This is a genomic window from Streptomyces neyagawaensis (assembly GCF_023516595.1).
Taxonomy (GTDB): domain Bacteria; phylum Actinomycetota; class Actinomycetes; order Streptomycetales; family Streptomycetaceae; genus Streptomyces; species Streptomyces neyagawaensis.
The window spans coordinates 356,089-376,539 of the sequence record NZ_JAMGBG010000005.1 but is presented as its reverse complement, the minus strand read 5'-3'; the positions used below and the strand labels follow the sequence as shown (position 1 = coordinate 376,539).

The window sequence follows — 20,451 nt, the reverse complement described above, 5'->3', positions numbered from 1 at the left end:
CCGACCGAGGCGGCACAGGTGCAGTTTGCAGGTGAGTCGCTTTCCGGGGGCGCGGCCTCGCCCGGCCGCGTCGTCCACGCGGAGCGGTATCCCCGGCCGCTGTGGCCGTCACCGCACGGGCACGCCCTCGTGCGGTTGCCGTACGTCCCGTACGGACTGGGAGACTCGCCCCAAGCCGGCGTTCCCGGCCGACTTAGAAAGCGCTTGTCCGGACATTGGCAGATGTCCATGGAGTCCGTCAATCCTCCACTCGCACCCCTCCGGTCACGGTTTGGATTCCTCGGGCCACGGCCAGCCGACTGGCCCCCACGACGGTGCCACTTTCGCCCAGCGCGCTGCTCACCACCTCGGTGGGCCAGCTGAGCCGGGCCAGCTCCGCCCGCACACCGGGCAGGAGCTGCGGGTTCGACCCGACGGCGCCACCCAGGACGATCAGGCCGGGGTCGAGCACGGCCGTGGCGGCGGCGGCGAGTCGGCCCACGTCGGCGGCGTGCCTCCCCACCACCTCGCACGCCCTCGGGTGGCCCTCGTCGGCCAGGGCGAACAGCCGCTCGGCGGTGCTCGGACAGGGCCCGTCGGCGTCCTGCCAGGCGCCCGCCGCCCGACGGAGCAGGGAACCCGCGCCGAGGTGCGCCTCCAGGCCCTCGTGGCGCGGTTCCCGGTCCGCGTCCCAGGGGTAGGGCAGGCGGGCCACCTCACCGGCGGCGTGGTTCGCGCCGCGCAGCACCTGGCCGCCGATGACCACACCGAGGCCGATGCCCACGCCGATCCGCAGGTAGCCGAAGGTGTCCCGGCCGCGGGCGGCACCCTCGTGGAGCTCGGCGAGCGCCGCGCAGTTCACGTTGTTCTCGAGGTGGACCGGGACGCCGGGCGGCAGGGCGACGGACATGGCGTCGAAGACGGGGCCCGCCTTGGCGGTCGCCGGGCGCTCCCCGCCACCCTCCCGGCCCCGGGTGGTCACGTCGCCGACCGCCACCACGACGGCCCGCAGCGGGGCACCGGTCGGCAGCCCGGCGAGGGCCTCGCTCACCACTGACGCGGCGTCGGGCCGGGAGCCGGCACCCTCGGCGAGCAGGGTGCCGTCGAGGGCACAGCCACGCACCCGGGTGCGGCTCGGGCCCAGGTCGACGGCGAGCACGGCGCCCGCGGCGGGCCCAAGGGCATAGACGGCGGCGGAGCGGCCGGTGGCGCCGGAGGCGGTGCCCGAGCAGGCGGCGAGCCCGGCCGCCTCCAGCTCGGCCACGGCGGACGACACGGTCGGCTTGGACAGGCCCGCCCCGGCGGCCAGTTGGGGGCGGGTGGCGGTGCACGTGGCCGCCAGCACGGCGAACACGGTGCGGGCGCTCTCGCTCAGGTACATGGTCTCCCCAGTCGTGCCGCGGCGGTCCGCACGGGTCGTGCGGCATCCGGGTCCGAACCTCTTGACGCTCCCTAATTCGTTAGTTAATTTCCTAACGAAGTCAAGCGGTACTCGCCTGCCGCACCAGCAGAGGCCCGTCCCGGGGCTTCCCGAGCACCCCCCACAGACTTTTCTGTGTCCAGGCACGGTTCGCCCGCCGTCGCAGCGCCCATCGCAACGCAACGACGAGAGAGGCCTGCCGTGCAGGAGTTCAGACCCGCGGTCGGTATCGACGTGGGCGGCACCAAGACCCATCTCCGTGCTGTCACGGGGACGGAGACCGTCGCCGACCACGTCCGTACGAGCCGCGGCTGGCGACCGCACGACCCGGCGGCGGCCACCGAGTGGCTCGCCGCGCTGGTCGAGGAGGTGCTGCCCGCGCACATCGCGCCGGCCGCTGTGGCGGTCGGCGCGCACGCCTGCGAGACCCCCCGGCAGTGCGAGGAGATCCGCCTCGCACTGGAGGCTCGGCTTCAGGTGCCGTGCCTGGTCGCGGGCGACGCCGAACTCCTCGTGCCGGCCGCCGGTCTCGACAAGGGCGCGGCGCTGGTCGCCGGCACCGGTTCGGTGGCGGTCGGGCGCCGGGCCGACGGCACGCCGGTGCAGGTCGGTGGCTGGGGTGCGGTCCTCGGCGACGAGGGCGGCGCGGCCGGCCTGGTCCGTGAGGCGGCCCGTGCCGTCTGGGCGGCGCACGACCGCGGTGAGGCACCCGACCCGCTGGCCCGGCTGCTGATCGCGTCGTTCGAGGTGCCCGAGGTCCCGGCGCTGGGCGCGGCCCTGGAGAGCGCCACGGACGTGTCCGCCGAGTGGGGCCGGCACGCTCCGGTGGTGTTCGAGGCCGCCGAGCAGGGGTCCGTCCTCGCGCACCGGGTGATCGACGACGGGGGCCGTGCCCTCGCCTCGCTCGTGGAGCGGCTCGCCGCGCGCGGTGTCGGCGTCGACGACGTGGTGGTCGCGGGCGGCACGATCCTGTCACGGCCCGCCCTGTACTCGGCGTTCGCCGTCGCCCTGACCCACACACTCCCCCTCGCCCGGCCGCAGCCCCTCCAGGTGCCGCCGGTCGAGGGGGCGGTCGCGTTCGCGCGATCCCTCCTCCGGCCGGCCGGATCCTGATCACCGGCCCGTCGCGGACCGGACATGCGCCGGTCGTACGTCAGCTCCACGCTCAGCCCGCACGATCACCCCACCGCGAAAGGAGCGGCACCTCCATGCCGTCATCTGCCGGGCACCACACGTTCAACCGGCGTCACTTCCTCAGGAACTCCTTCGGCGTCTCGGCCGGCCTCCTCGCCGCTCCGACCCTCGCGAACCTGTGGCAGGCTCCCGAGGCCAAGGCCGCCACCGCGTTCGCCGCGTTCGTCGACGACTACAGCACGAACATCACGTCGAACCGGACCCCCGAGACCAACGCCGTGGTCCGGGCGCTCGGCGGTTTCGCCGAGATCTGGAAGACCGGCGACGCCTGGAACACCGGCACTCCGCTGCTGCCGGAGATCCTGCGCGCCAACATGCGCTACTGCGCCCGTTTGACCAACCGCCGCACCGAGGCTCAGGCCCGCGAGGCCTTCGTCTACGACCGGCAGCACCAGAGCTACGCGATGATCGGCGCGCTCGGCCCGCTGGCGGAGCTGTACCGCTCGGGCGCCAAGGCGGTCACCTCGATCACCGCCGCCCCGGACGACATACCGGCGACGAAGATCAACGATGCCGTGCCCGCCGACGCGCCCGCCGGCTCCGCGCTGGGCGCCGGCTCCCACGACTCCGACCTCGGCCTGGTGGCCAAGCTCGTCGACACCGTGCGCGGGGACTTCACCTCCAGCAACCCGGCCAAGCTCACCTTCCAGTACCCGCGGCCGTGGCGGATGAACGAGGACAGCGAGGTCGTCGACACCGGCCAGAAGGACGCGCTCGGGTTCCCGGTCTACGACTCCGACGTCGTCGTCGTGAAGCAGCTGCTGCGGCAGCGCAGCGAGGTCCCGGCCGAGGACGGCGGTTTCCCCAGCGGCCACACCAACGCCTTCCACCTGGCGGCCCTGGCCTACGCGTACGCGGTCCCGGAGCGCTTCCAGGAGATCATCACCCGGGCCTTCGAGCTGAGCCACACCCGGATCATGTCCGGCATGCACTCCACGGTCGACGTCATGGGCGGCCGGATCATGGCCACCGCGCTCGCCGCCGCCGTGCTGTACAAGCCGGAGAACACCGCGCTCAAGGCAGCCGCGCGCCGGCAGGCCGCCGAGTACTTCCAGGCGAGGACGGGCACGACGGCGGACACGCTGTTCGCCTACGCGCACTCGGACCCCGACGACCGGTACGCCGACCGCGGGGCCAACGCCCGGCTGGTCGAGCCCAAGCTGACGTACGTGCTGACCCGGCGGGGCCGCTCGCAGGAGCTGACCGTGCCCAAGGGCGCCGAGGTGCTGCTGGAGACGCGGCTGCCGTACCTCGACGCGGCGCAGCGGCGCGAGGTACTGCGCACCACCGCGCTGCCGTCCGGGTACGTGCTGCTGGACGGCTGGGAGCAGTGGGGGCGGCTCAACCTGTTCGCGGCGGCGGACGGCTACGGCGCCTTCGACTCGGACGTCACGGTCACGCTGGACGCCGCGCTCGGCGGTTTCCACGGGGCCGACACCTGGCGCAACGACATCGCGGGCCCGGGCGGCCTGGTCAAGCGGGGCGGCGGCACGCTCACGCTGACCGGCGCGAACCGGTACACGGGCGGCACCACGGTGGAGGCCGGTGTGCTCGCGGCGGGCTCGAAGGAGGCCCTCGGCCGGGGTGACGTGCGGGTGACGGACGGCACGCTCAGCACGGGCGACCGCACGGTCCGGGTCCGCGGCGGGTACACGCAGGCCGGGGTCCTCGACGTGACGCTGGACCGGGGCGGCGACCCGGCTCTCGTGGTGGACGGGCGCGCGGTTCTGGAGCGGGGCAGCGAGCTGGTGGTCCGCTTCGACCCCGGGCAGCCGCCGCGTTCGGGGAGCACGGTGGCGGTGCTCGGGGCGCATTCCCTGCGGGGCCGGTTCTCGGAGGTGACCGTCGCCGTCGAGGGCTGGACGGCCGAGCAGGTCTGCACCGGCCACGGTGTGGCGGTGCGGCTGCGGAGGAATTGACGCCCTCCCCTGCCCGCGGGCAGGAGATTCCGGTCCGTACCTCCCCCAAGCTCTCGGCTTCGCTCGAGCAGGGGGACCCCCATCGCGGTTCCACCTCGGGTTCCTGTTTCACGGGCCACTGCCGACCGGTGAGGATCGGTCCTGCACGGCCTCCGCAGGCCTGACATCCCGCCCGTCCGGCGGTGGATCCGACAACTACGTCGTCGGACAAGGCGATCCAGCCATGAATCTGCGGCCCTCCGGGCCGCCAGGGGCAGGACGCCCTACACCTCCACCCTGAAGGGTGGAGCACCGGGCAAGAGTTCGGTAGCAACGCACGAGGAGGAGCACCGCACGGCGGTGAGGAGGTCGGGGGCGGCGGATGCCGCCCCCGACCGTCGTCTCACGGGGCCGGCGGCAGCACCTGTTCGGCCCAGATGGTCTTGCCCGCGCCGCTCGGGCGGCTGCCCCAGCGGTCGGTGAGCTGGGCGACGAGGAGCAGGCCGCGGCCGCCCTCGTCGAAGGTGCGGGCCCGGCGCAGATGGGGCGAGGTGCTGCTGGCGTCGGACACCTCGCAGATGAGGGTGCGGTCGCGGATGAGGCGCAGCTCGATGGGGGCGCCGCCGTAGCGCATGGCGTTGGTGACGAGTTCGCTGACGACGAGTTCGGTGACGAAGACGGCGTCCTCAAGGCCCCAGCGCACCAGCTGGTCGGTGGCGAGCTTGCGCGCGTCGGCGACGAGGGAGGGGTCGGCGGCGAAGTTCCAGACGGCCACCTGGTCGGCGTCGAGAGCGCGGGTGCGGGCCAGCAGCAGGGCGACGTCGTCGGCCGGGGTGTCCGGCAGGAGGTCCCTGAGCACGGTGTCGCAGGCGCGTTCCAGGCTGCCGAGCGGCCCGCTCAGGGAGGCGCGGAGGGCTGCGGTGCCGGTGTCGACGTCCCGGTCCCGTGCCTCCACGAGGCCGTCGGTGTAGAGGGCGAGGACCGAGCCCTCGGGCAGTTCCAGCTCCGTCGACTCGAAGGGCAGGCCGCCGACGCCCAGCATCGGTCCCGCCACCACGTCGATGACGTCCACCTGGCCGTCGGGCCGTACCACCACGGGCGGCACATGGCCCGCCGAGGCGATCGAGCAGGCGCGGGCCACCGGGTCGTACACCGCGTACAGGCAGGTGGCGCCGATCTCCCCGCCGCCGCTGTCGTCGCCCGCCGCGAGGTGTTCGACGAGGTCGTCGAGGTGGGTGAGGAGTTCGTCGGGCGGCAGGTCGACGTCGGCGAGCGCCCACACCGCCGTGCGCAGCCGGCCCATGGTGACCGAGGCGTGGATGCCGTGTCCGACGACGTCCCCGACGACCAGGGCGACCCGGGTGCCGGACAGCGGGATCACGTCGAACCAGTCGCCGCCCACCCCGGCCTGCGACAGCGCGGGCAGATAGCGGGAGGCGAAGTCGACGGCCGCCTGGCCCGCGACCGCCCTCGGCAGCAGGCTGCGCTGGAGGGCGAGCGCGGTGGTGCGTTCCCGGGTGTACCGGCGGGCGTTGTCCACGCAGATGGCGGCCCGGCTGCACAGTTCCTCGGCGAGGATCATGTCGTCCTGGTCGAAGGCGTCGGGGTGCTCGGGGGTGAGGCTGCGGACGAACACGGCGACGCCGAGGGTGGTACCGCGGGCGACGAGCGGTACGGCCATGAGGGACAGTTCGTGCGCCGTGGTCTCCCGGAGCTTGGCGGAGCGGGCGTCGTGCCGGGCGAACCAGGTGTCGAGGTCGTGGTCGCCGGTCCTGGCGAGGACGGGCTCACCGCTGAGGAGGGCGCGGGCGGGCGGCGAGAAGGACGGATAGAGGTCGGCGGAGCCCAGGCCGATGGCCGCCTCGGGGACGCCGGGCGTGGCGGAGTGGTGGGCGGCCCGGCGCAGTTCGACGCCGCCGTCGATCGGGCCCATCTCGGGTTCCTCGCCCTGGAGCACGGACTCCAGGAGGTCGACGCTGGCGAAGTCGGCGAGCCGGGGCACGACCAGCTCGGCGAGTTCGCGGGCCGTGCGGACCACGTCGAGCTTGGTGCCGATGGATCCGGCGGCCTCGTTGAGCAGGGCCAGGCGCTGGCGTGCCCGGTGCTGCTCACTGCTGTCGAACGCGGCGAGGGCGGTGCCGATGAGGGCCCCGGTGCGGTCCCGTACCGGCCACATCTCGAGGTTCCAGGCGTGCGTGCGGCGGCCGGACGGCGAACGGGTCCAGCTCTCGTAGTGGACGGGCCGCCCGGTCTCCACGACCATCTCCAGGTGGCGCAGGAAGCCGCGGCTGTGGTCGGCGTCCTCCACGGTCTCCGGGTAGTACCGGTGCCGGAACTCGGCCTCCGGCCGGCCCATGTCCCGGCATGCCACGTCGTTCATCCGGAGGTAGCGCTGCCCCGTGTCGAAGACCGACATGGACATGGACGCCTGCTGGAAGGCCAGCTCACCGAGGGCGGCCTCGGGCGGGTTCGGGCTCGCGACCACGACGAACCCCCGCCGGCCGTCGGTCCCGCCCAGCAGGGGCACCATCCGCACGGCCGTCCGCTGGGGCCGGCCGTCCCGGTACCGCAGGGTGAGCAGCGTCTCGCCGTGCGCGAGCAGCGCCCGCCGGGCCACCGTCGCGTCCCCTTCGACCAGGTCGGCCGCCGGCCGTCCGACGACGTCGGCGGCGGTGTACCCGGTGAGCCGGCGCGCGCCCTCGCTCCAGTCCGAGACGAGGCCGTCGGCGTCGACCACCGCCATCGCCTCGCCGGCCGCGGCCGCCCCCCGGGCACCGGACGCCTTCGTCACCATATGGCCAGGATGGTCCGATCGTGGCTGGGCAACAACCCGGATGGTCCGGGGCCACCGGGCCCGGAACCGCCGCCCGGCGGGCACCGCGGTTCCGGGCGGCGCCCGGCGGTTCCGGTTGCGGCGGGCGTTCCTAGGCGGTGGTGCGGGACTCCAGATCCTTGCGGGTGTCGTCGCCGTACACGCCGGTCTCGTCGCCGCGGATGCCGTACCAGAGCTGGAACCGGGCGACGGCCTCCCTGAGGACGACGTCGTACTCGCCCGAGGTGGGGCCGTTGTCGTACACGTTGGGGATGCGCCGCAGGCGCTGCTGGAGTTCGGAGACCTCGGGGCCGCTGTCGCCCTCGCGGAGGGTGCCGGGCCCGTCGGGGTCGGCGGCGGCGTCACGGGCCGGGGCGGAGGGCGCGGGCGCGTCTTCGGCCGGTGCCGACGGGGTCGGGGTGGTCGGGCGGGCCTCCGGCCGGGTCTCACCGCCGGGGAGGAGGAGCGCGGCGGCGAAGCCCAGAAGGGCCGCCGCGCCGACGCCGACGACGACCGCCGCGCGTTTGAGGCCCGCTTCCCCGCCGGGTGCCGGGCGTCTCCTCGGCCGTCGCTCGGCGCGCGGGGCGGCGCCGTTGGCGAAGTCCTCGCCGATCCGCAGCGGCGGGAGTTCCTCGGTCTCGTACTCGTCCGTCCGGGGCAGGATCCGCTCGGGGGCGGGCTCGGGGTCCGGTGCCGCCGGCGGCTCCGGGGCGGGTGCGGGCGGGACGGCGACGGTCTCGTACTCCTCCTTGGGGGCCGTCGTCCCCTTGTACTGCTCGAACTCACGCAGCAGTTCCGCCAGGGCCTCGGTCCGGCGGCGTCGCATCACGTACGTGGGTTCGATCGTGGGACGCTTCGTCGTCTGCCCTGGTTCGGGCGGCATCGACACGCTGTTCTCCTTCCGTGCGAGCGGTCTCCCGCCATCCCCGTGAGGAGATACGGGAGGACCGGGCGGAGGGTTCAGCTCATCCGCCGCCCGGTGTCGCGGCGGGGAGCACGGCGACGACCTCTCAGCCGGGTCCGTCGGTGCGGTCGCGGTCCTGGATCCGGCCGCCTGGCGCGGTGACGCGTTCGCTGAGCCCGGCGAGTCCGAAGCCGCCGCCGCGCGCCGCTTCCGGCAGCCCGGCCCCGCCGCGGCCGTCGCGGCGGAGACGGAGCGTGCCGCCGGGGCCGAGGCGCCGCACGCCCGGGAGCCGTTGACCGACCGCGGGCTGGACGTCGTCCGGCTGGTGGCATCCAAGCTGAAGCTCGCCGCCCGGAACCGCGTCGAGATCGCCGCGTGGGCCTGGCGGATGGGCCTCGTCGGCGACCATGCCTGACACGGGACAGGGGCACCGGGGGCCAGGAGTGAGAGGTCATGCCGGGAGCCAGGGGTCAGGCGGAGCCCGCAGGCGTCAGGGTCACGCGGATGCCGACGGTGCCGTCCGTGCCCCGGCGGAGCCGGCTGCCCAGGAGGGTGAGGCGGCCGAGGATGCCGTACTTGCGGGCGATGAGCCGGCGGTAGGCGGCGGAGCCGGCCGCGTCGAGGATCTCGGCGCGGGCGGGGACGGGTTCCCCGGTGGGATTGCCGCGGACGTCGCAGGGGCCGACGACGACGTCGGCGCGGTTGCGGATCCGTTTGACCTTCCAGGAGTCGGCGACCGTCCAGACGCCGAGCGCGTCACCGTCCCGCACCACCCACACCGGGGTGGGGACGGCGGTGCCGTTCTTGCGGTAGGTGGTGATCAGCAGGTACTTGCCCGCGCCGAGCGCGTCGAGTGTGGTGTCGGCCATGGGCGGAGTGTAGGTGCACGGCCGCCGGTCGGACCGGCGGCCGTACCGCGATGAGCGGCTCTCGAGGACGGGCGGCGTCAGTCGAGCAGGCCGTTGTAGTCCGGGAGCTTGAAGGTGCGCTCGGCGTGGCCGCCGACGAGGTCGGTGGTGTTGTTGCCGACGTTGGCGATGATCGTGTAGCCGTCCGACTCGATGTCCGCGCGCGAGGCGGTCTTGTAGGCGGAGACCTCGGCGAACAGATCGGGCAGGTCACGGACGTAGAGGCCGTCGACGGGGTAGCCGACGGACTTCAGGTTCCACTCGGTGATGCTCTCGATGATCCCCGGGCGGGCGGTGACGAAGAAGACGGCGACGCCGCGGGACTTGGCGTACTGGGCCAGCTGGAGAGAGGGCTTCAGCGCCGGGGTGGGCAGCTTGTACCAGGGCGTGTAATGCGTCTCCAGCGTGGTGTTGTCGATGTCGAAGACGATGGCGAGCTTGCGCCCGGACGTGTTGGTGGTGCGCTGCTGCACGTAGGGCGTCGCCGTGTCGACGACGGCCTTCACGTCCTTCTGCCAGGTGGCGTAGTCGACCTCGGCGGCCGCGGCCGCGCTCACAGCGGCCCGGCTCGGGGCGGCGGCCGCCGGCACCGCGGCGGTCAGCGAACCGCCCAGACCCAGGACGGCCACCGCGGCGACCGTCGTGACGCGGCGTCCCACACCGCTAGTTGTCATGTTCGTCCCCTTCGCATGTGAAAGCGGCGAGGTCGTTCGAACCGTCGCCGCACTCGTCATGGTCATGCCCATCAGTGGCCGGGAGACTACCCGAGAGTTACTGATTGGTAGAGGGGTCGCGACGATCAAAAATCGGCGGGCTCGGAGCGTGCACGGGATCCGGTCGCGGGGAAGATCGCAGAAGACTCGGCAAAGGCCAACCAACGGGTCTACATTGCCCGTTGACTCTGCTTGCGCCACAGAAGATCCAGGAGCTGATGCCGTGACGGACAACCCGGCAGCCTCGGACGACTTCCCCTCCTCGTCGCTGAACAGCCGTATCGTCACCACCCGGCCGGTCGCGGCGCGGATCTGGAACTACTGGCTCGGCGGCAGGGACTACTACGAGGTCGACCGGAAAGCCGGTGACGAGATCAGCCGGATGCACCCGAGCATCCACGACTACGCCCGCGCGGACCGGCATTTCCTCGGGCGGGCCGTGCGGCATCTGGCCGCCGACATGGGCATCCGGCAGTTCCTGGACATCGGCGCGGGGCTGCCGACCGCGGACAACACCCATGAGGTCGCCCAGCGGATCGCGCCGGACGCGCGGGTCGTCTACGTCGACAACGACCCGCTGGTGCTGGTGCACGCCCGCGCCCTGCTGACCAGTTCGCCCGAGGGCCGCACGGACCATGTCGACGAGGACGTGCGCAATGTCGACTCGGTCCTCGAACACACCGCGCGGACCCTGGACCTGAGCCGGCCGGTCGCGCTGCTGCTGCTCGACGTGATGGCGTTCGTCGGCGACGACGAGGACCCGTACGGCATCGTGCGCCGGCTGATGGACGCCCTGCCCGCGGGCAGCCATCTGGTGCTGTCGCACACCATCACGGGGCCGGGGTGGGCGGATGTCGACATGGCGGCGGCCTGGTGGAACGTGCACGGCACGCCTCGGCTGACCCAGCGCACTCCGGCGGCGATCGCCCGTTTCTTCGACGGGCTGGACCTCCTCGAACCGGGCGTGGTGTCGTGCACGCGCTGGCGCCCGGAGAGCACCGGCGACGACGCCGGGGAACCGGAGGAAGTGGCCATGTACTGCGGAGTGGCGGCCAAGCGGCGTTGACGATCGACCGGGTTCGGCTCCAACTGGACGTCACCGGCGTCGACATGGGCCGTTTCCAGTCGTACGGCGGACCACACCCGGGCGATCGCCATGAACCGGACGTCGGGGTATGTCGAGGCCGACCGGTGAACGCGCGCCCGTCACCGCACGTATAGAGGAAGGGCGCTCAAGGACCGGACGCCCTCGCGGTGTCGACACCGTGTCGTACGGGGTTCGGGAGCCAGGTAATGAGGCACGCACGACGACGAGTCGTGAAGCGAGTGGCACGGCTTGCGGCCGTGGGAGGACTGCTCTGCGGGGGCCTGATGGTCACCCAGGCGGCGATGGCGACCGAACCCACCACCTCGCCGCCCGCCACCCGCAGTTCGGTACTGGCGGCCTCCGGCACGGGCACGGGCCTGGTGAGCAGACTCGGCTCCTCCCGTACGGCGGGCACCTGGATCGCCGACGACGGGCGTCCCGTCGTCGCGGTCACCGACGAGGAGGCGGCTGCCGAGGTGAAGGAGGCCGGCGCCCGCCCCAAGATGGTCCGCTACAGCGGCAAGGAGTTGAAGTCCGCCACGGCGGCCCTGCGGTCGGCGCCCCGTGTCCCGGGCACCTCCTGGGCCATCGACCCGGCGTCCAACGAGGTCGTGGTGCGCGCCGACAGCACGGTCTCCAAGGGTGACTGGGCCAGGCTGACGGACCTCGCCGAGGACATCGGCGGCTCGGTGCGGATGGAGCGCACCAAGGGCGCGTACACGATGCGCCTCAACGGCGCTCAGCCGATCTTCGGTACGGGTGGACGCTGTTCGATCGGCTTCAACGTCACCGACGGGGAGAACGCCTTCATGCTGACCGCCGGGCACTGCGGTCCGACGGGCTCGGTGTGGTTCTCCGACAACCAGGGCCGGGAGGAGATCGGCCGGACCGTCGAGACGAACTTCCCCGGCGCCGACTTCTCGCTCGTGCAGTACCTCAAGGACGCGCCGAGCAACGCGAGCAATGTAATCGCCGTCGGCGACGGGCGCGGGGTGCGCATCACGGGGATCGGCGAGGCGGCGGTCGGTCAGCGGGTGTTCCGCAGCGGCAGTACGACCGGTTTCCGCAACGGTGAGGTGACCGGCCTCGACGCGACGGTCAACTATCCGGAGGGCACGGTCTCCGGGCTCATCGAGACCACGGTGTGCGCGGAGCCCGGCGACAGCGGCGGCCCGCTGTTCTCGGAGGGGGTGGCCCTCGGCGTCACCTCGGGCGGCAACGGCGACTGCACCCAGGGCGGGACGACCTTCTTCCAGCCGCTGAGTGACGCCCTGGACGAGCTGAACGTCCAGCTGGCGGGTGTTCCGCAGGCCCAGGCGACCGCCGGTGCCGACGCGCCCTCCGACGACGCGGAGCAGGGGGCCGCCGCGCCGGGTGCCGTGGAGCCCGGGGCGGTGGGGCCGGTGGACGCGTCCGGTGCCGCGTCCAATCTGATCGACCGACTCGCCGACCCGCGCAATGTGGGTCCGGGGCTTCTGGTCGTCGCCGGGAGCATGGTCGCTCTGGCGGCGACCCGCTTCATCCGTACGGAACAGGACCGGCAGGCCTACCGCCGCCAGTATTCGCAGACGTGGGGCTGAGCGCCCCATCACGATCAGCCACGAGGGAGCCGCGGCCGGGGAGCTACTGGGCCGCGGCCCACTCGAGGACGAGGCGCTCGTACTGGCTCCGCTGCTCCGTGTTCAATGTCCCGCCGCTCCGGAACCAGAGCGCCCGGATCTCCTCGTTGACCTCGGCGGCCGTGCGTACCGGTCTTTCCGCTCTTTCCAGGACGACATCAGGGGTAGTGGACATGATGTAAACCCTATGTCGTCACACGTGAAGCCGATGTGAGTAAAGATCCCAGTTCGGACATTACGGACCGTGAAGCTGATCACTCTGCGTGGAGGAATCGGCGGCCCCGAGTACCAGGACCTGAATGGCGAGCACGGCGGCGCCGCGCGCCCAGTCGTGGAAGTCGGACACCTTCGTCTCCAGGGGGACCGGTGCGGCGAGGGGGTGCCGGTTGGCGCGGACGGCGTCGTCGACCGCCCGGCCCGCCACCTCCATCAGCCCGACCCCTTCCCCGGCGAGCAGGATCTTCTGGGGCATGACGAAGTTGGCGATCTGGGCCACGAGCGTGCCGAGCGCGCGGCCCGCCTCGCCGATGACGCGGGCGCACATCGGATCACCGGCCGCCGCCCCCGCGAGGATCTCCTCGTACGTCACCTCGCGGCCGGTCGCCGCCTGGACCTGGTAGCGGATCGCCGGGATGGTGAGCATGGCCACGGCGCTGCCGCGTTCGCCGGTGGGGGTGAGCGGGCCGCCCGGGTCGATGATCCAGTGGCGTCCGAAGCCCCGGTCCTCCTCGCCGCCACGGACGCGTGTGCCGCCGAGGACGAGTCCGTAGCCGAGGCCCGCGCCGATGGTGAGGACGACGAAGCGGTCGAGGCCGCGGCCGGCGCCGAACCAGGCCTCGGCCTCGACGAGCGCGGCCACGTCGTTCTCCACGACCACGGGCAGGCCGGTGCGCTCCTCGACGAGTCCGGCCAGCGGGACGTCGCGCCACAGCAGGAAGGGTGACTCGCCGACCACGGCCTGGTGCTCGACGAGTCCGCCGACGCCGATGCCGACGCCCGCGAGGGAGGGGTGGCGGCCGGCGAGTTCCGCGGCCATCTCGGCGAGCAGATCGGCGACCCGCTCGGGCTCGTGCGAGGTGAGCGGGCGGTCGTACCGGGCGACGATGTCGCTCCTGAGGGTGGTGACCACGCCGTAGACCATGTCGTCGGTGATCTTGAAGCCGAGGAAGGTGCGGGACTCGGCGACGATGTCCAACGGCTGGGAGGGGCGCCCCTGCCGGGTCTCGGGGAGCGCGGCGCCCTCGGCGGTCTCGACCAGCAGCCCCGACTCGATCAGCGGTTTGGTCAGCCGGGTGAGGCTCCCCGCGGACAGGCCGAGCCGCCGGGCGAGATCGGTGCGTGAGAGCGGGCCGTGCACGAGCACCTCGATCGCCACGGCGCGTTCTCCGGCGCTGAGGGGCAGCCAACTGGCGGCGAGAGCGGTCATGGGGTCACACTCCCACACCCTGTTTTTTTCACGACGGAAGCAACAACGTCATCCTAGCGGGCCTCACGCCTCTTTCAGAAGGTCTCTTCCCACCCCTTGACGGGTGAATATTTTCGCGACGAAAGTAAGTGGTGGGCTTTGAGGCCGCCCGCGATGGAGGACATCTCACGGGGGCGGCAAGCCGGTCGCAGTGACCCACCCATCCATGAAGGGCATCTCTTCCATGACGTTCTCCCTCGGCATCGTGGGCGCCGGTCAGTTCTCCGGCCAGTTCGCCACACTGTTCCAGGCCCACCCCGGCGTCGGCGACGTGTATGTCACCGACCTGCTGCCCGAGCGGGCCGAGCGCCTGGTCGCCGCCCAGGGCCTGGCCGGCACCTTCCCCTCGTACGAGGCGATGCTGGAGTCGAAGGCCGTGGACGCGGTGGCGATCTTCACCCAGCGGTGGACGCACGGGCCGCTGGTCCTCAAGGGCCTGAACGCCGGCAAGCATGTGTACTCCGCGGTGCCCATGGCGATCACCACGGAGGAGATCGCGGCGATCATCGACGCGGTGAAGGCGACCGGGCTGACGTACATGATGGGTGAGACCAGCCAGTACAACCCGGCGACCGTGCACGCCCGCAACCAGATCGCCGAGGGCGCCTTCGGGCGGCTGTTCTACGCCGAGGGCGACTACGTCCACGACATGGACCTCGGGTTCTACGAGGCGTACCAGTACAGCGGCGGCGAGAACTGGAAGCGGACCGCGAGCTATCCCCCGCTGCTGTACCCGACGCACTCGGTGGGCGGGGTGCTCGGTGCCTGGCAGACGCACGCGGTGAGCGTCTCCGCGATCGGCGTGGTCGACGGGCGCGGGGACGGGGTGTTCGACAAGGACGTCAGCCAGTTCGGCAACGACTTCTCCAACGCGACCGCGCTGTTCGAGGTGGCGGGCGGCGGCTCGTTCCGTACGAACGAGTTCCGGCGGGTGGGCTACCCCTCGCACATACGGGAGTCCCGTTTCCGGTTCTTCGGAACGGAGGCGAGCATGGAGCAGCTCGCCACGGTTGCGCTGTGGCAGGACAAGAAGGGGGTGAAGGACATCAGCGAACTGCTCGAACCCAAGCAGACGCTGTCCCCCGACGATCCGTCCCTCCAGCACATCGCGCCGGATCTGCGGGCCGCGTTCACCTCCGGTTCGGCGCCGGTGCACGACCGGTCGCGGCTGCCGCGGGCCTTCGACCATCTGCACAACGGCCACGAGGGCAGCCACCACTTCCTGGTGGACGACTTCGTGACCGCCGTGAACTCCCGCACCCTGCCGTCGGTCAACGCGTGGGTGGCGGCCCGTTACACCCTGCCGGGGATCGTCGCGCACGAGTCCGCGCGGCAGGGTGGGGTGCGGTTGGAGATCCCGGACTTCGGGGACGCGCCCGAGGCGTGACGTGCACGGCGGTCCGAGGCCGGGCTCCTGGCGGTGTGTCAGGTGCCCGGCTTGCGGCCGTACACGTAGACGTCGTCGCCGTTCTTCAGCAGGGCCCAGTACTTCTTGGCGTCGGCCGTGGTCATGTTGGCGCACCCGTGGGAGCCCGGCGGGTTCCACACGCTGACGCCGACGGCGTGGAAGGCCTGACCGCCGTCGAAGAACTGGCTGTACGGCATCGGCACGTGGTAGATCGACGACACGTGGTCGATGTGCCGCCAGTAGATCTTCTTCAGACCGGTGCGGGTCTCGTAGCCGTCGCGGCCGGTGCGGACGGGCACGGGCCCGTACACGAGCTTGCTGCCGTCCTGGATCCAGCTCAGCTGGAGGGTCAGGTCGACGCACGCGATGCGGCCCTTGTTGACCGGGCACTTCCCGGCCTTGTTCGGGTTCTTGCCGACGGCTTTCTGCTTGTTCATCAGATCCATCACGCCCCAGGTGACGGAGCCCGCGTAGCCGATGTTCGGGCTGATGCCGTGCTTGGTCTGGAACGCCTTGATGGCCCGGCAGTCGGCGGCCGACTGCCTGCCGTCGACCGGTCGGCCGAGGAACTTCTCGACCTGCTTCTGGTACGGCCCGGCCGATGTCGTGCAACTCGCCGCCTGCGCGGGCGTCGTGCCCAGCGCGAGCGTGAGCGGCGCCAGCAGTCCGGTGACGGTCAGTGCGATGGCGCCTCGTCTTCCTATGTCCCCCATGGCGGGCCTTTCCCTTTCACGCGTTTTGTAGGTTCTGCGGAGGTAGACAGCCGGCGTCGGCCGGCGGTTGTGGTCCGGGTCGCTTCGAGACGAAACAGTTACACGGCGAGTAATTCGCATATAGAGTTCTCCCCATGAGCAACAGCGATTACATATCTCGCGTGGCCCTCAAGAAAATCACCCCGGATGTGTCCGCGGCAATGGGCTCCCTGCACTCCGCCGCCGTTTCTGCGGCGCGGGACGCGAAGGTCGAGCCGGAGATCCTCGAACTGATCCGCATTCGCGCCTCGCAGATCAACGGCTGTGCCTTCTGTCTGGACATGCACACCAAGGACGCCCGTGCCCAGGGCGAGACCGAGCAGCGGATCTACGCGCTGAACGCCTGGCGCGAGACACCCTTCTTCACCGCCCGGGAGCGGGCCGCGCTGGCCCTCACCGAGGCTGTGACCTCGGTGGACGAGGGACATGTGCCGGACGATGTGTACGCGGCCGCGGCCGAGGTGTTCGACGACGATCAGCTCGCGGCACTCATCTGGGCGGCCACCGTGATCAACGCCTACAACCGGATAGCGATCGCGACCCGGATGGTCCCCGGCGCCTATCAGCCGGTACAGAAGCAGCCGGTACAGAAGTGAAATTTCACAGGTAGTGCGGCATGGAATGCGCCGGGCCGTTTTCATTCGGTCCGGCGCTTGTCCTCGCTGCCCTGTTTCCTATGTTTCGGGAAGCGGCTCCATAATGCCGTCCAACCATTTCCGCCATTGTGGTGCGCGAACCGCCCGGCCGGCGGTCATGGGTCTGCCGGTCCAGGCGGCGACGGGGCGGATCCCGTGCAGTGCGTTGACGAGCCACACCTCGCGGCCGTCGAGGTCGGCCAGGGAGCGCTCGCGGTGGGCGACCCGGACCCCGGTGCGGGCCGCCCGCTCCAGGACGAGCGCCGTGGTCACCCCGGGCAGGACGGGCAGCCGGGGCGGCGGCAGACAGAGCGTGTCGTCCTCCCACCACAACAGGCTGGAGTTGGCGGCCTCCAGGACCAGTCCGGACGGGGCGATCAGTACGGCCTCGTCGGCCTGCGCGCCGGAGGCCCGGCCGCGCACCCGGGCCAGGGCGTCCAGGTCGGGTCCCTTGCGGCGGGGCACGGTGCGCGGGTCGGGCTGCCCGGCCGCCCACACCCGCACCTCGGCACCGAGGGGCGGGGCAGGCCGCAGCAGCAGACGCAACTCCAGTGATCCGGAGGCGAGTTCCACCCGGGGGAACCACTCCCCCGTACGGGGCAGCGCGGCCGTCATGTCCGTCCAGAAGTCGACCACCCGGCCGAGCGGTGGTGCCCCGCACTCGCCGCAGGACCGCAGGAACCGCTCCCGGTGCCGGTCGAAACCGCGCACCCGCCCGTCGCGCACCAACCATGAGTCCGCGACGAGCAGGCGTCCGCCCTGGGCCTGACCGGGGGTCAGGCCGTGTTCGGGGGACCAGGTCGACAGACCTTCCGCGATGGCCGGTTGTGTCACTCAGTGCTCCTGTGTTCGTTCGATCCCGGTTCCGTACGTGAGGGCCCGTCAGTACTTGCGGCCCGCGACGGCCGGGGCGAGGTGCCGGGGGCCGTACGGCGCGTGTTCCAGCCAGGCGCCGCATCGGGGGACGACGGGGGCGAGGGCCGCCGCCGCGCGCTGCTTGACGCGGACGATACGGCGCCGCGGCCGTAGATGGTCCAGGGCGGTGCCCGCGGCGGCGCTGTTGAAGAGGCCCGCGGCGCGCCGGACCTCGGCGAAGCCGGCGACGGCCTCGGGCGTGCCGTCGGCGATCGCCCGGGCGGCGGCCGCCGCGTCGGCGATCCCGCTGTTCATGCCGCGCGCCCCGAACGGCGGGAAGAGGTGGGCGGCCTCACCGGCGAGCAGCACCCGGCGGTGCGGGTCGGTGAAGACGGCGGCGACCTTGCGCAGGAAGCGGTAGGTGGAGACACACAGGACGCGGTCGCGGTAGCCGTCGCCGACGACCTCGGGCAGCCAGCGGCGCACGGCGTCCTCGGTGCCGTACTCCTCGGTCGTGTCGTCGTCCCGGCACTGCAGGTCGAGTTGGAAGCCGCCGGTGAACGGCACGCGCATGACGCTGCGGTGGCCGAGCGCCGGGTGCTCGTAGTGGAAGACCCGTTCCAGGGGCAGTTCGGCTCCGGGGATGTCGGCGACGTCGACGACGACGTGGAAGCCCTCGCCGTGGGTGCCCTCCAGGGGGATGCCCAGTTCGCGGCGTACGGCGGAGCGGGCGCCGTCGGCGGCGACCGCGTGGGTGCCCTCCCAGGTGCGGCCGTCGGCGTCGGTGAGCCGCGTCCCGGCGGGGTCGGTGTGCACTCCGGTGATCCGCGCGTCCCACACGAACTCCACTCCGGCGTCCTCGCAGGCGGCGAGCAGGAAGCGCTCGGTGTCGACCTGGCGGAGGCTGGTGAAGGGCGGGGTGCCGGTGGGCGGCGGGAAGGTGCGCGCGTAGACCTCGCGGCCCCGGTAGAGGGTGCGCTTGGTGTGCCAGGTCTGCCCGTACCCGGCGATCGTCGTCGCGAGTCCGGGGCGCATGCCCTCCAGGAGGTCCAGGGTCTCGCGGTGGACGAACAGGGCGCGGCTGCCCGGCCGTTCGCGGCCCTCGGGGTCGGCTTCGAGCAGGACGACGGGGAGGCCGTGGGCGCGCAGGGCGAGGGCGGCGGCGAGGCCGACCGGGCCGGCGCCCACGACGAGTGCCGGGGTCGTCATGTGCGGGCGCCCTCGGTGAGCATGCGGGTGATCTCGACCCGCTTGACCTTCCAGGTGGAGGTCATGGGCAGGTCCTCGAACCGCCACTGCCTCGGTTCTGCCATGGCCGGCAGGTCCGCGGTGGCCTCCTGCCAGCGTCGCGGGTCCAGGGGGCGTTCACCGCGTACGCAGACCACGGGGACGGGTTCGCGGTCGGCGCCGGGGACGATGACGACCTCGCGCAGCTCCTCCAGGCGGGACATCAGGGTGTCCTCGACCTCCAGGTTGCTGTGGACGGAGTCGATCTGGTCGATCTCGCGGTCGATGAGGTGGAGGGCGCCCCAGCGGCTCTGGTAGCCCATGTCGCCCATCTGCCACCAGTCGCCGTCGAGTTGGCGCAGATAGCGTTCACGGGCGCCGAGGTAGGTGAGGATGCGGCCGCGGGTGCGGGCCTCGATGCGGCCGGGGGTGCCGGGGGCGACCCGGCGGCCCCTCTCGTCGGCGACGCGGACGCGGGTGAAGCCGGGGATGCCGATGCCGACCCGGCGGCCGTCCGCGCGGGCGGCGCTGCGACGGGTGAACCACTGGAAGGCGACCGGGCCGGTCTCGCTCTGCCCGTACAGCTGGATCAGCCAGGGCGAGCGCCGGTGGGAGGCGTCCAGCAGCCTGCGCACGGTCCGTGGGTGGATGGCGTCGAAGGTGGAGCCGTAGGAGCGGACGCGGGACAGCGGGGCGCCGGGTGCGTCGGCCAGTTCCTCCCACAGGACGAAGGTGTTGGGGTGGGTCTCGACGATGCCGGGACGGTGCCGGGCGAGAAGCGGGCCCACGTTCGCCGGTTCCGGGTCGAGGATGAGGACCAGCGGGCTGCCGAAGTGCAACAGGACGCCGAGCAGATGGTAGAAGCGCGAGTGCACGAACGACATGTGCAGGGCGGCGGTCTCGCCCCGGGTGGGCCAGCCCATGGCCTTCTGCGGGACGAGTCGGTTCCACATGGTGTTCGGGCAGTGCACGGCGAGCTTGGGGACGCCGGTCGTGCCGGAGCTGTGGGTGATCAGGGAGGGTTCGCGGGGGTGGAGGCGTACGGCGGTGGGCGTCGCCGCGCCCGCGTACTTCTCCAGCGGTTCCGCCCCTGGGGCGTCGTCGACGGAGAGGGTGCGCCGGACGGCGCCGGTGAGGTCGATGTCCCCTAGCGGGCCGTCGAGCTTTGCGCGGTCGGTGATCAGCCAGGGCTGGTGGAGGCGTTCGAGGAGCTGTCCGACGACGGGGCCCGCGAGACCGGGCGACAGCAGGACGGGTACGGCGCCGATACGGGAGATCGCGCAGGTCAGCAGGACGATGTCGACGTTGTCCGTCTTGTGGACGGCGACCTCCTCGGAGGGGCGCACGCCCGCTTCCCAGAGGCGGCCGGAGAGTGCGTCGACCAGGTCGGCGAGGGTGGCGTACGTGAGGTCGGTCCCAGCGGCGGGGGCGACGTCGAGGGGCCGGTCGAGGGTGACGAAGACCTGCCCGTGGCGGTCGGCGGCCTCCCGGAGCATCGAGCCCAGGTAGAAGCCGCGTCCGGCCAACACGGGCGGCGCGCTCGGCCCGGCCTGCTGCTGATGTCGCATGGTGCCC

The 20,451-nt window shown here is 72.3% G+C and carries 19 protein-coding genes; 7 read left to right on the top strand and 12 right to left on the bottom strand.

Annotated features, from left to right (window positions below; translation table 11 throughout):
* Positions 1-238: 238 nt before the first annotated feature.
* Positions 239-1,360: an ROK family protein gene (locus M8J73_RS04035; protein WP_055541843.1), complete on the bottom strand. Its 1,122-nt coding sequence runs from the start codon at positions 1,358-1,360 to the stop codon at positions 239-241.
* Positions 1,361-1,600: 240 nt separating this feature from the next.
* Between M8J73_RS04035 and M8J73_RS04030 the strand changes: the two genes are divergently transcribed.
* Positions 1,601-2,512 carry an N-acetylglucosamine kinase gene (locus tag M8J73_RS04030; protein WP_055541842.1) on the top strand — a complete coding sequence of 304 codons (912 nt, stop codon included), beginning with the start codon at positions 1,601-1,603 and terminating at the stop codon, positions 2,510-2,512.
* Positions 2,513-2,607: 95 nt separating this feature from the next.
* Complete coding sequence (locus M8J73_RS04025) at positions 2,608-4,512, top strand: phosphatase PAP2 family protein (protein ID WP_055541841.1); 1,905 nt, start codon at positions 2,608-2,610, stop codon at positions 4,510-4,512.
* Positions 4,513-4,894: 382 nt separating this feature from the next.
* Here M8J73_RS04025 and M8J73_RS04020 read toward each other — a convergent pair whose 3' ends face one another.
* The 3 genes from M8J73_RS04020 to M8J73_RS04010 form a co-directional block, all read right to left on the bottom strand.
* Positions 4,895-7,285, bottom strand: coding sequence for a SpoIIE family protein phosphatase (locus M8J73_RS04020; RefSeq protein ID WP_055541840.1), 2,391 nt, complete (start codon positions 7,283-7,285; stop codon positions 4,895-4,897).
* 130 nt (positions 7,286-7,415) lie between these two features.
* A complete protein-coding gene (locus M8J73_RS04015) occupies positions 7,416-8,192 on the bottom strand; it encodes a peptidoglycan-binding domain-containing protein (RefSeq protein ID WP_249828234.1) in 777 nt (258 codons plus the stop codon).
* Between the two features lie 121 nt (positions 8,193-8,313).
* Entirely contained in the window at positions 8,314-8,487 is a 174-nt protein-coding gene (locus M8J73_RS04010) for a hypothetical protein (RefSeq protein WP_249828233.1), read from the bottom strand.
* Positions 8,488-8,499: 12 nt separating this feature from the next.
* Here M8J73_RS04010 and M8J73_RS04005 point away from each other — a divergent pair, with 12 nt between their 5' ends.
* Positions 8,500-8,622 (top strand): hypothetical protein, encoded by a 123-nt coding sequence (locus M8J73_RS04005; protein WP_372503886.1) that lies wholly within the window; start codon positions 8,500-8,502, stop codon positions 8,620-8,622.
* Between the two features lie 55 nt (positions 8,623-8,677).
* Here M8J73_RS04005 and M8J73_RS04000 read toward each other — a convergent pair whose 3' ends face one another.
* Together M8J73_RS04000 and M8J73_RS03995 are read right to left on the bottom strand one after the other, a co-directional pair.
* Positions 8,678-9,076 carry a PPOX class F420-dependent oxidoreductase gene (locus M8J73_RS04000; RefSeq protein WP_249828232.1) on the bottom strand — a complete coding sequence of 133 codons (399 nt, stop codon included), beginning with the start codon at positions 9,074-9,076 and terminating at the stop codon, positions 8,678-8,680.
* Positions 9,077-9,153: 77 nt separating this feature from the next.
* Positions 9,154-9,789: an HAD family acid phosphatase gene (locus M8J73_RS03995; RefSeq protein WP_055542064.1), complete on the bottom strand. Its 636-nt coding sequence runs from the start codon at positions 9,787-9,789 to the stop codon at positions 9,154-9,156.
* A gap of 262 nt (positions 9,790-10,051) precedes the next feature.
* Here M8J73_RS03995 and M8J73_RS03990 point away from each other — a divergent pair, with 262 nt between their 5' ends.
* Both M8J73_RS03990 and M8J73_RS03985 read left to right on the top strand, forming a co-directional pair.
* Positions 10,052-10,894, top strand: coding sequence for an SAM-dependent methyltransferase (locus M8J73_RS03990; protein ID WP_055542063.1), 843 nt, complete (start codon positions 10,052-10,054; stop codon positions 10,892-10,894).
* A 227-nt stretch (positions 10,895-11,121) separates the two neighbouring features.
* Positions 11,122-12,495: a S1 family peptidase gene (locus tag M8J73_RS03985; protein ID WP_055542062.1), complete on the top strand. Its 1,374-nt coding sequence runs from the start codon at positions 11,122-11,124 to the stop codon at positions 12,493-12,495.
* 43 nt (positions 12,496-12,538) lie between these two features.
* Here M8J73_RS03985 and M8J73_RS03980 read toward each other — a convergent pair whose 3' ends face one another.
* Together M8J73_RS03980 and M8J73_RS03975 are read right to left on the bottom strand one after the other, a co-directional pair.
* On the bottom strand, positions 12,539-12,709 hold the full coding sequence (locus M8J73_RS03980; protein WP_169797929.1) for a hypothetical protein: 171 nt from the start codon (positions 12,707-12,709) through the stop codon (positions 12,539-12,541).
* Between the two features lie 60 nt (positions 12,710-12,769).
* Positions 12,770-13,960 (bottom strand): ROK family transcriptional regulator, encoded by a 1,191-nt coding sequence (locus M8J73_RS03975; RefSeq protein WP_055542061.1) that lies wholly within the window; start codon positions 13,958-13,960, stop codon positions 12,770-12,772.
* A gap of 223 nt (positions 13,961-14,183) precedes the next feature.
* Here M8J73_RS03975 and M8J73_RS03970 point away from each other — a divergent pair, with 223 nt between their 5' ends.
* Positions 14,184-15,386 (top strand): Gfo/Idh/MocA family protein, encoded by a 1,203-nt coding sequence (locus M8J73_RS03970; protein WP_055542060.1) that lies wholly within the window; start codon positions 14,184-14,186, stop codon positions 15,384-15,386.
* 38 nt (positions 15,387-15,424) lie between these two features.
* On the opposite strand, the gene M8J73_RS03965 is transcribed toward M8J73_RS03970, so the two are convergent.
* Positions 15,425-16,120 carry a L,D-transpeptidase family protein gene (locus tag M8J73_RS03965; RefSeq protein WP_055542059.1) on the bottom strand — a complete coding sequence of 232 codons (696 nt, stop codon included), beginning with the start codon at positions 16,118-16,120 and terminating at the stop codon, positions 15,425-15,427.
* 134 nt (positions 16,121-16,254) lie between these two features.
* Between M8J73_RS03965 and M8J73_RS03960 the strand changes: the two genes are divergently transcribed.
* Positions 16,255-16,755, top strand: a complete 501-nt coding sequence (locus tag M8J73_RS03960) for a carboxymuconolactone decarboxylase family protein (RefSeq protein WP_055542058.1) — start codon at positions 16,255-16,257, stop codon at positions 16,753-16,755.
* 78 nt (positions 16,756-16,833) lie between these two features.
* Here M8J73_RS03960 and M8J73_RS03955 read toward each other — a convergent pair whose 3' ends face one another.
* From M8J73_RS03955 to M8J73_RS03945, 3 genes are read right to left on the bottom strand one after another with little or no spacing between them, the layout of a single operon-like run.
* On the bottom strand, positions 16,834-17,628 hold the full coding sequence (locus M8J73_RS03955; protein WP_055542057.1) for an aminotransferase class IV: 795 nt from the start codon (positions 17,626-17,628) through the stop codon (positions 16,834-16,836).
* A gap of 48 nt (positions 17,629-17,676) precedes the next feature.
* Positions 17,677-18,858 carry an FAD-dependent monooxygenase gene (locus M8J73_RS03950; RefSeq protein ID WP_055542056.1) on the bottom strand — a complete coding sequence of 394 codons (1,182 nt, stop codon included), beginning with the start codon at positions 18,856-18,858 and terminating at the stop codon, positions 17,677-17,679.
* Positions 18,855-20,444: a class I adenylate-forming enzyme family protein gene (locus tag M8J73_RS03945; RefSeq protein ID WP_055542055.1), complete on the bottom strand. Its 1,590-nt coding sequence runs from the start codon at positions 20,442-20,444 to the stop codon at positions 18,855-18,857. The genes M8J73_RS03950 and M8J73_RS03945 overlap by 4 nt, the downstream gene beginning before the upstream one ends.
* Between the last annotated feature and the right edge of the window lie 7 nt (positions 20,445-20,451).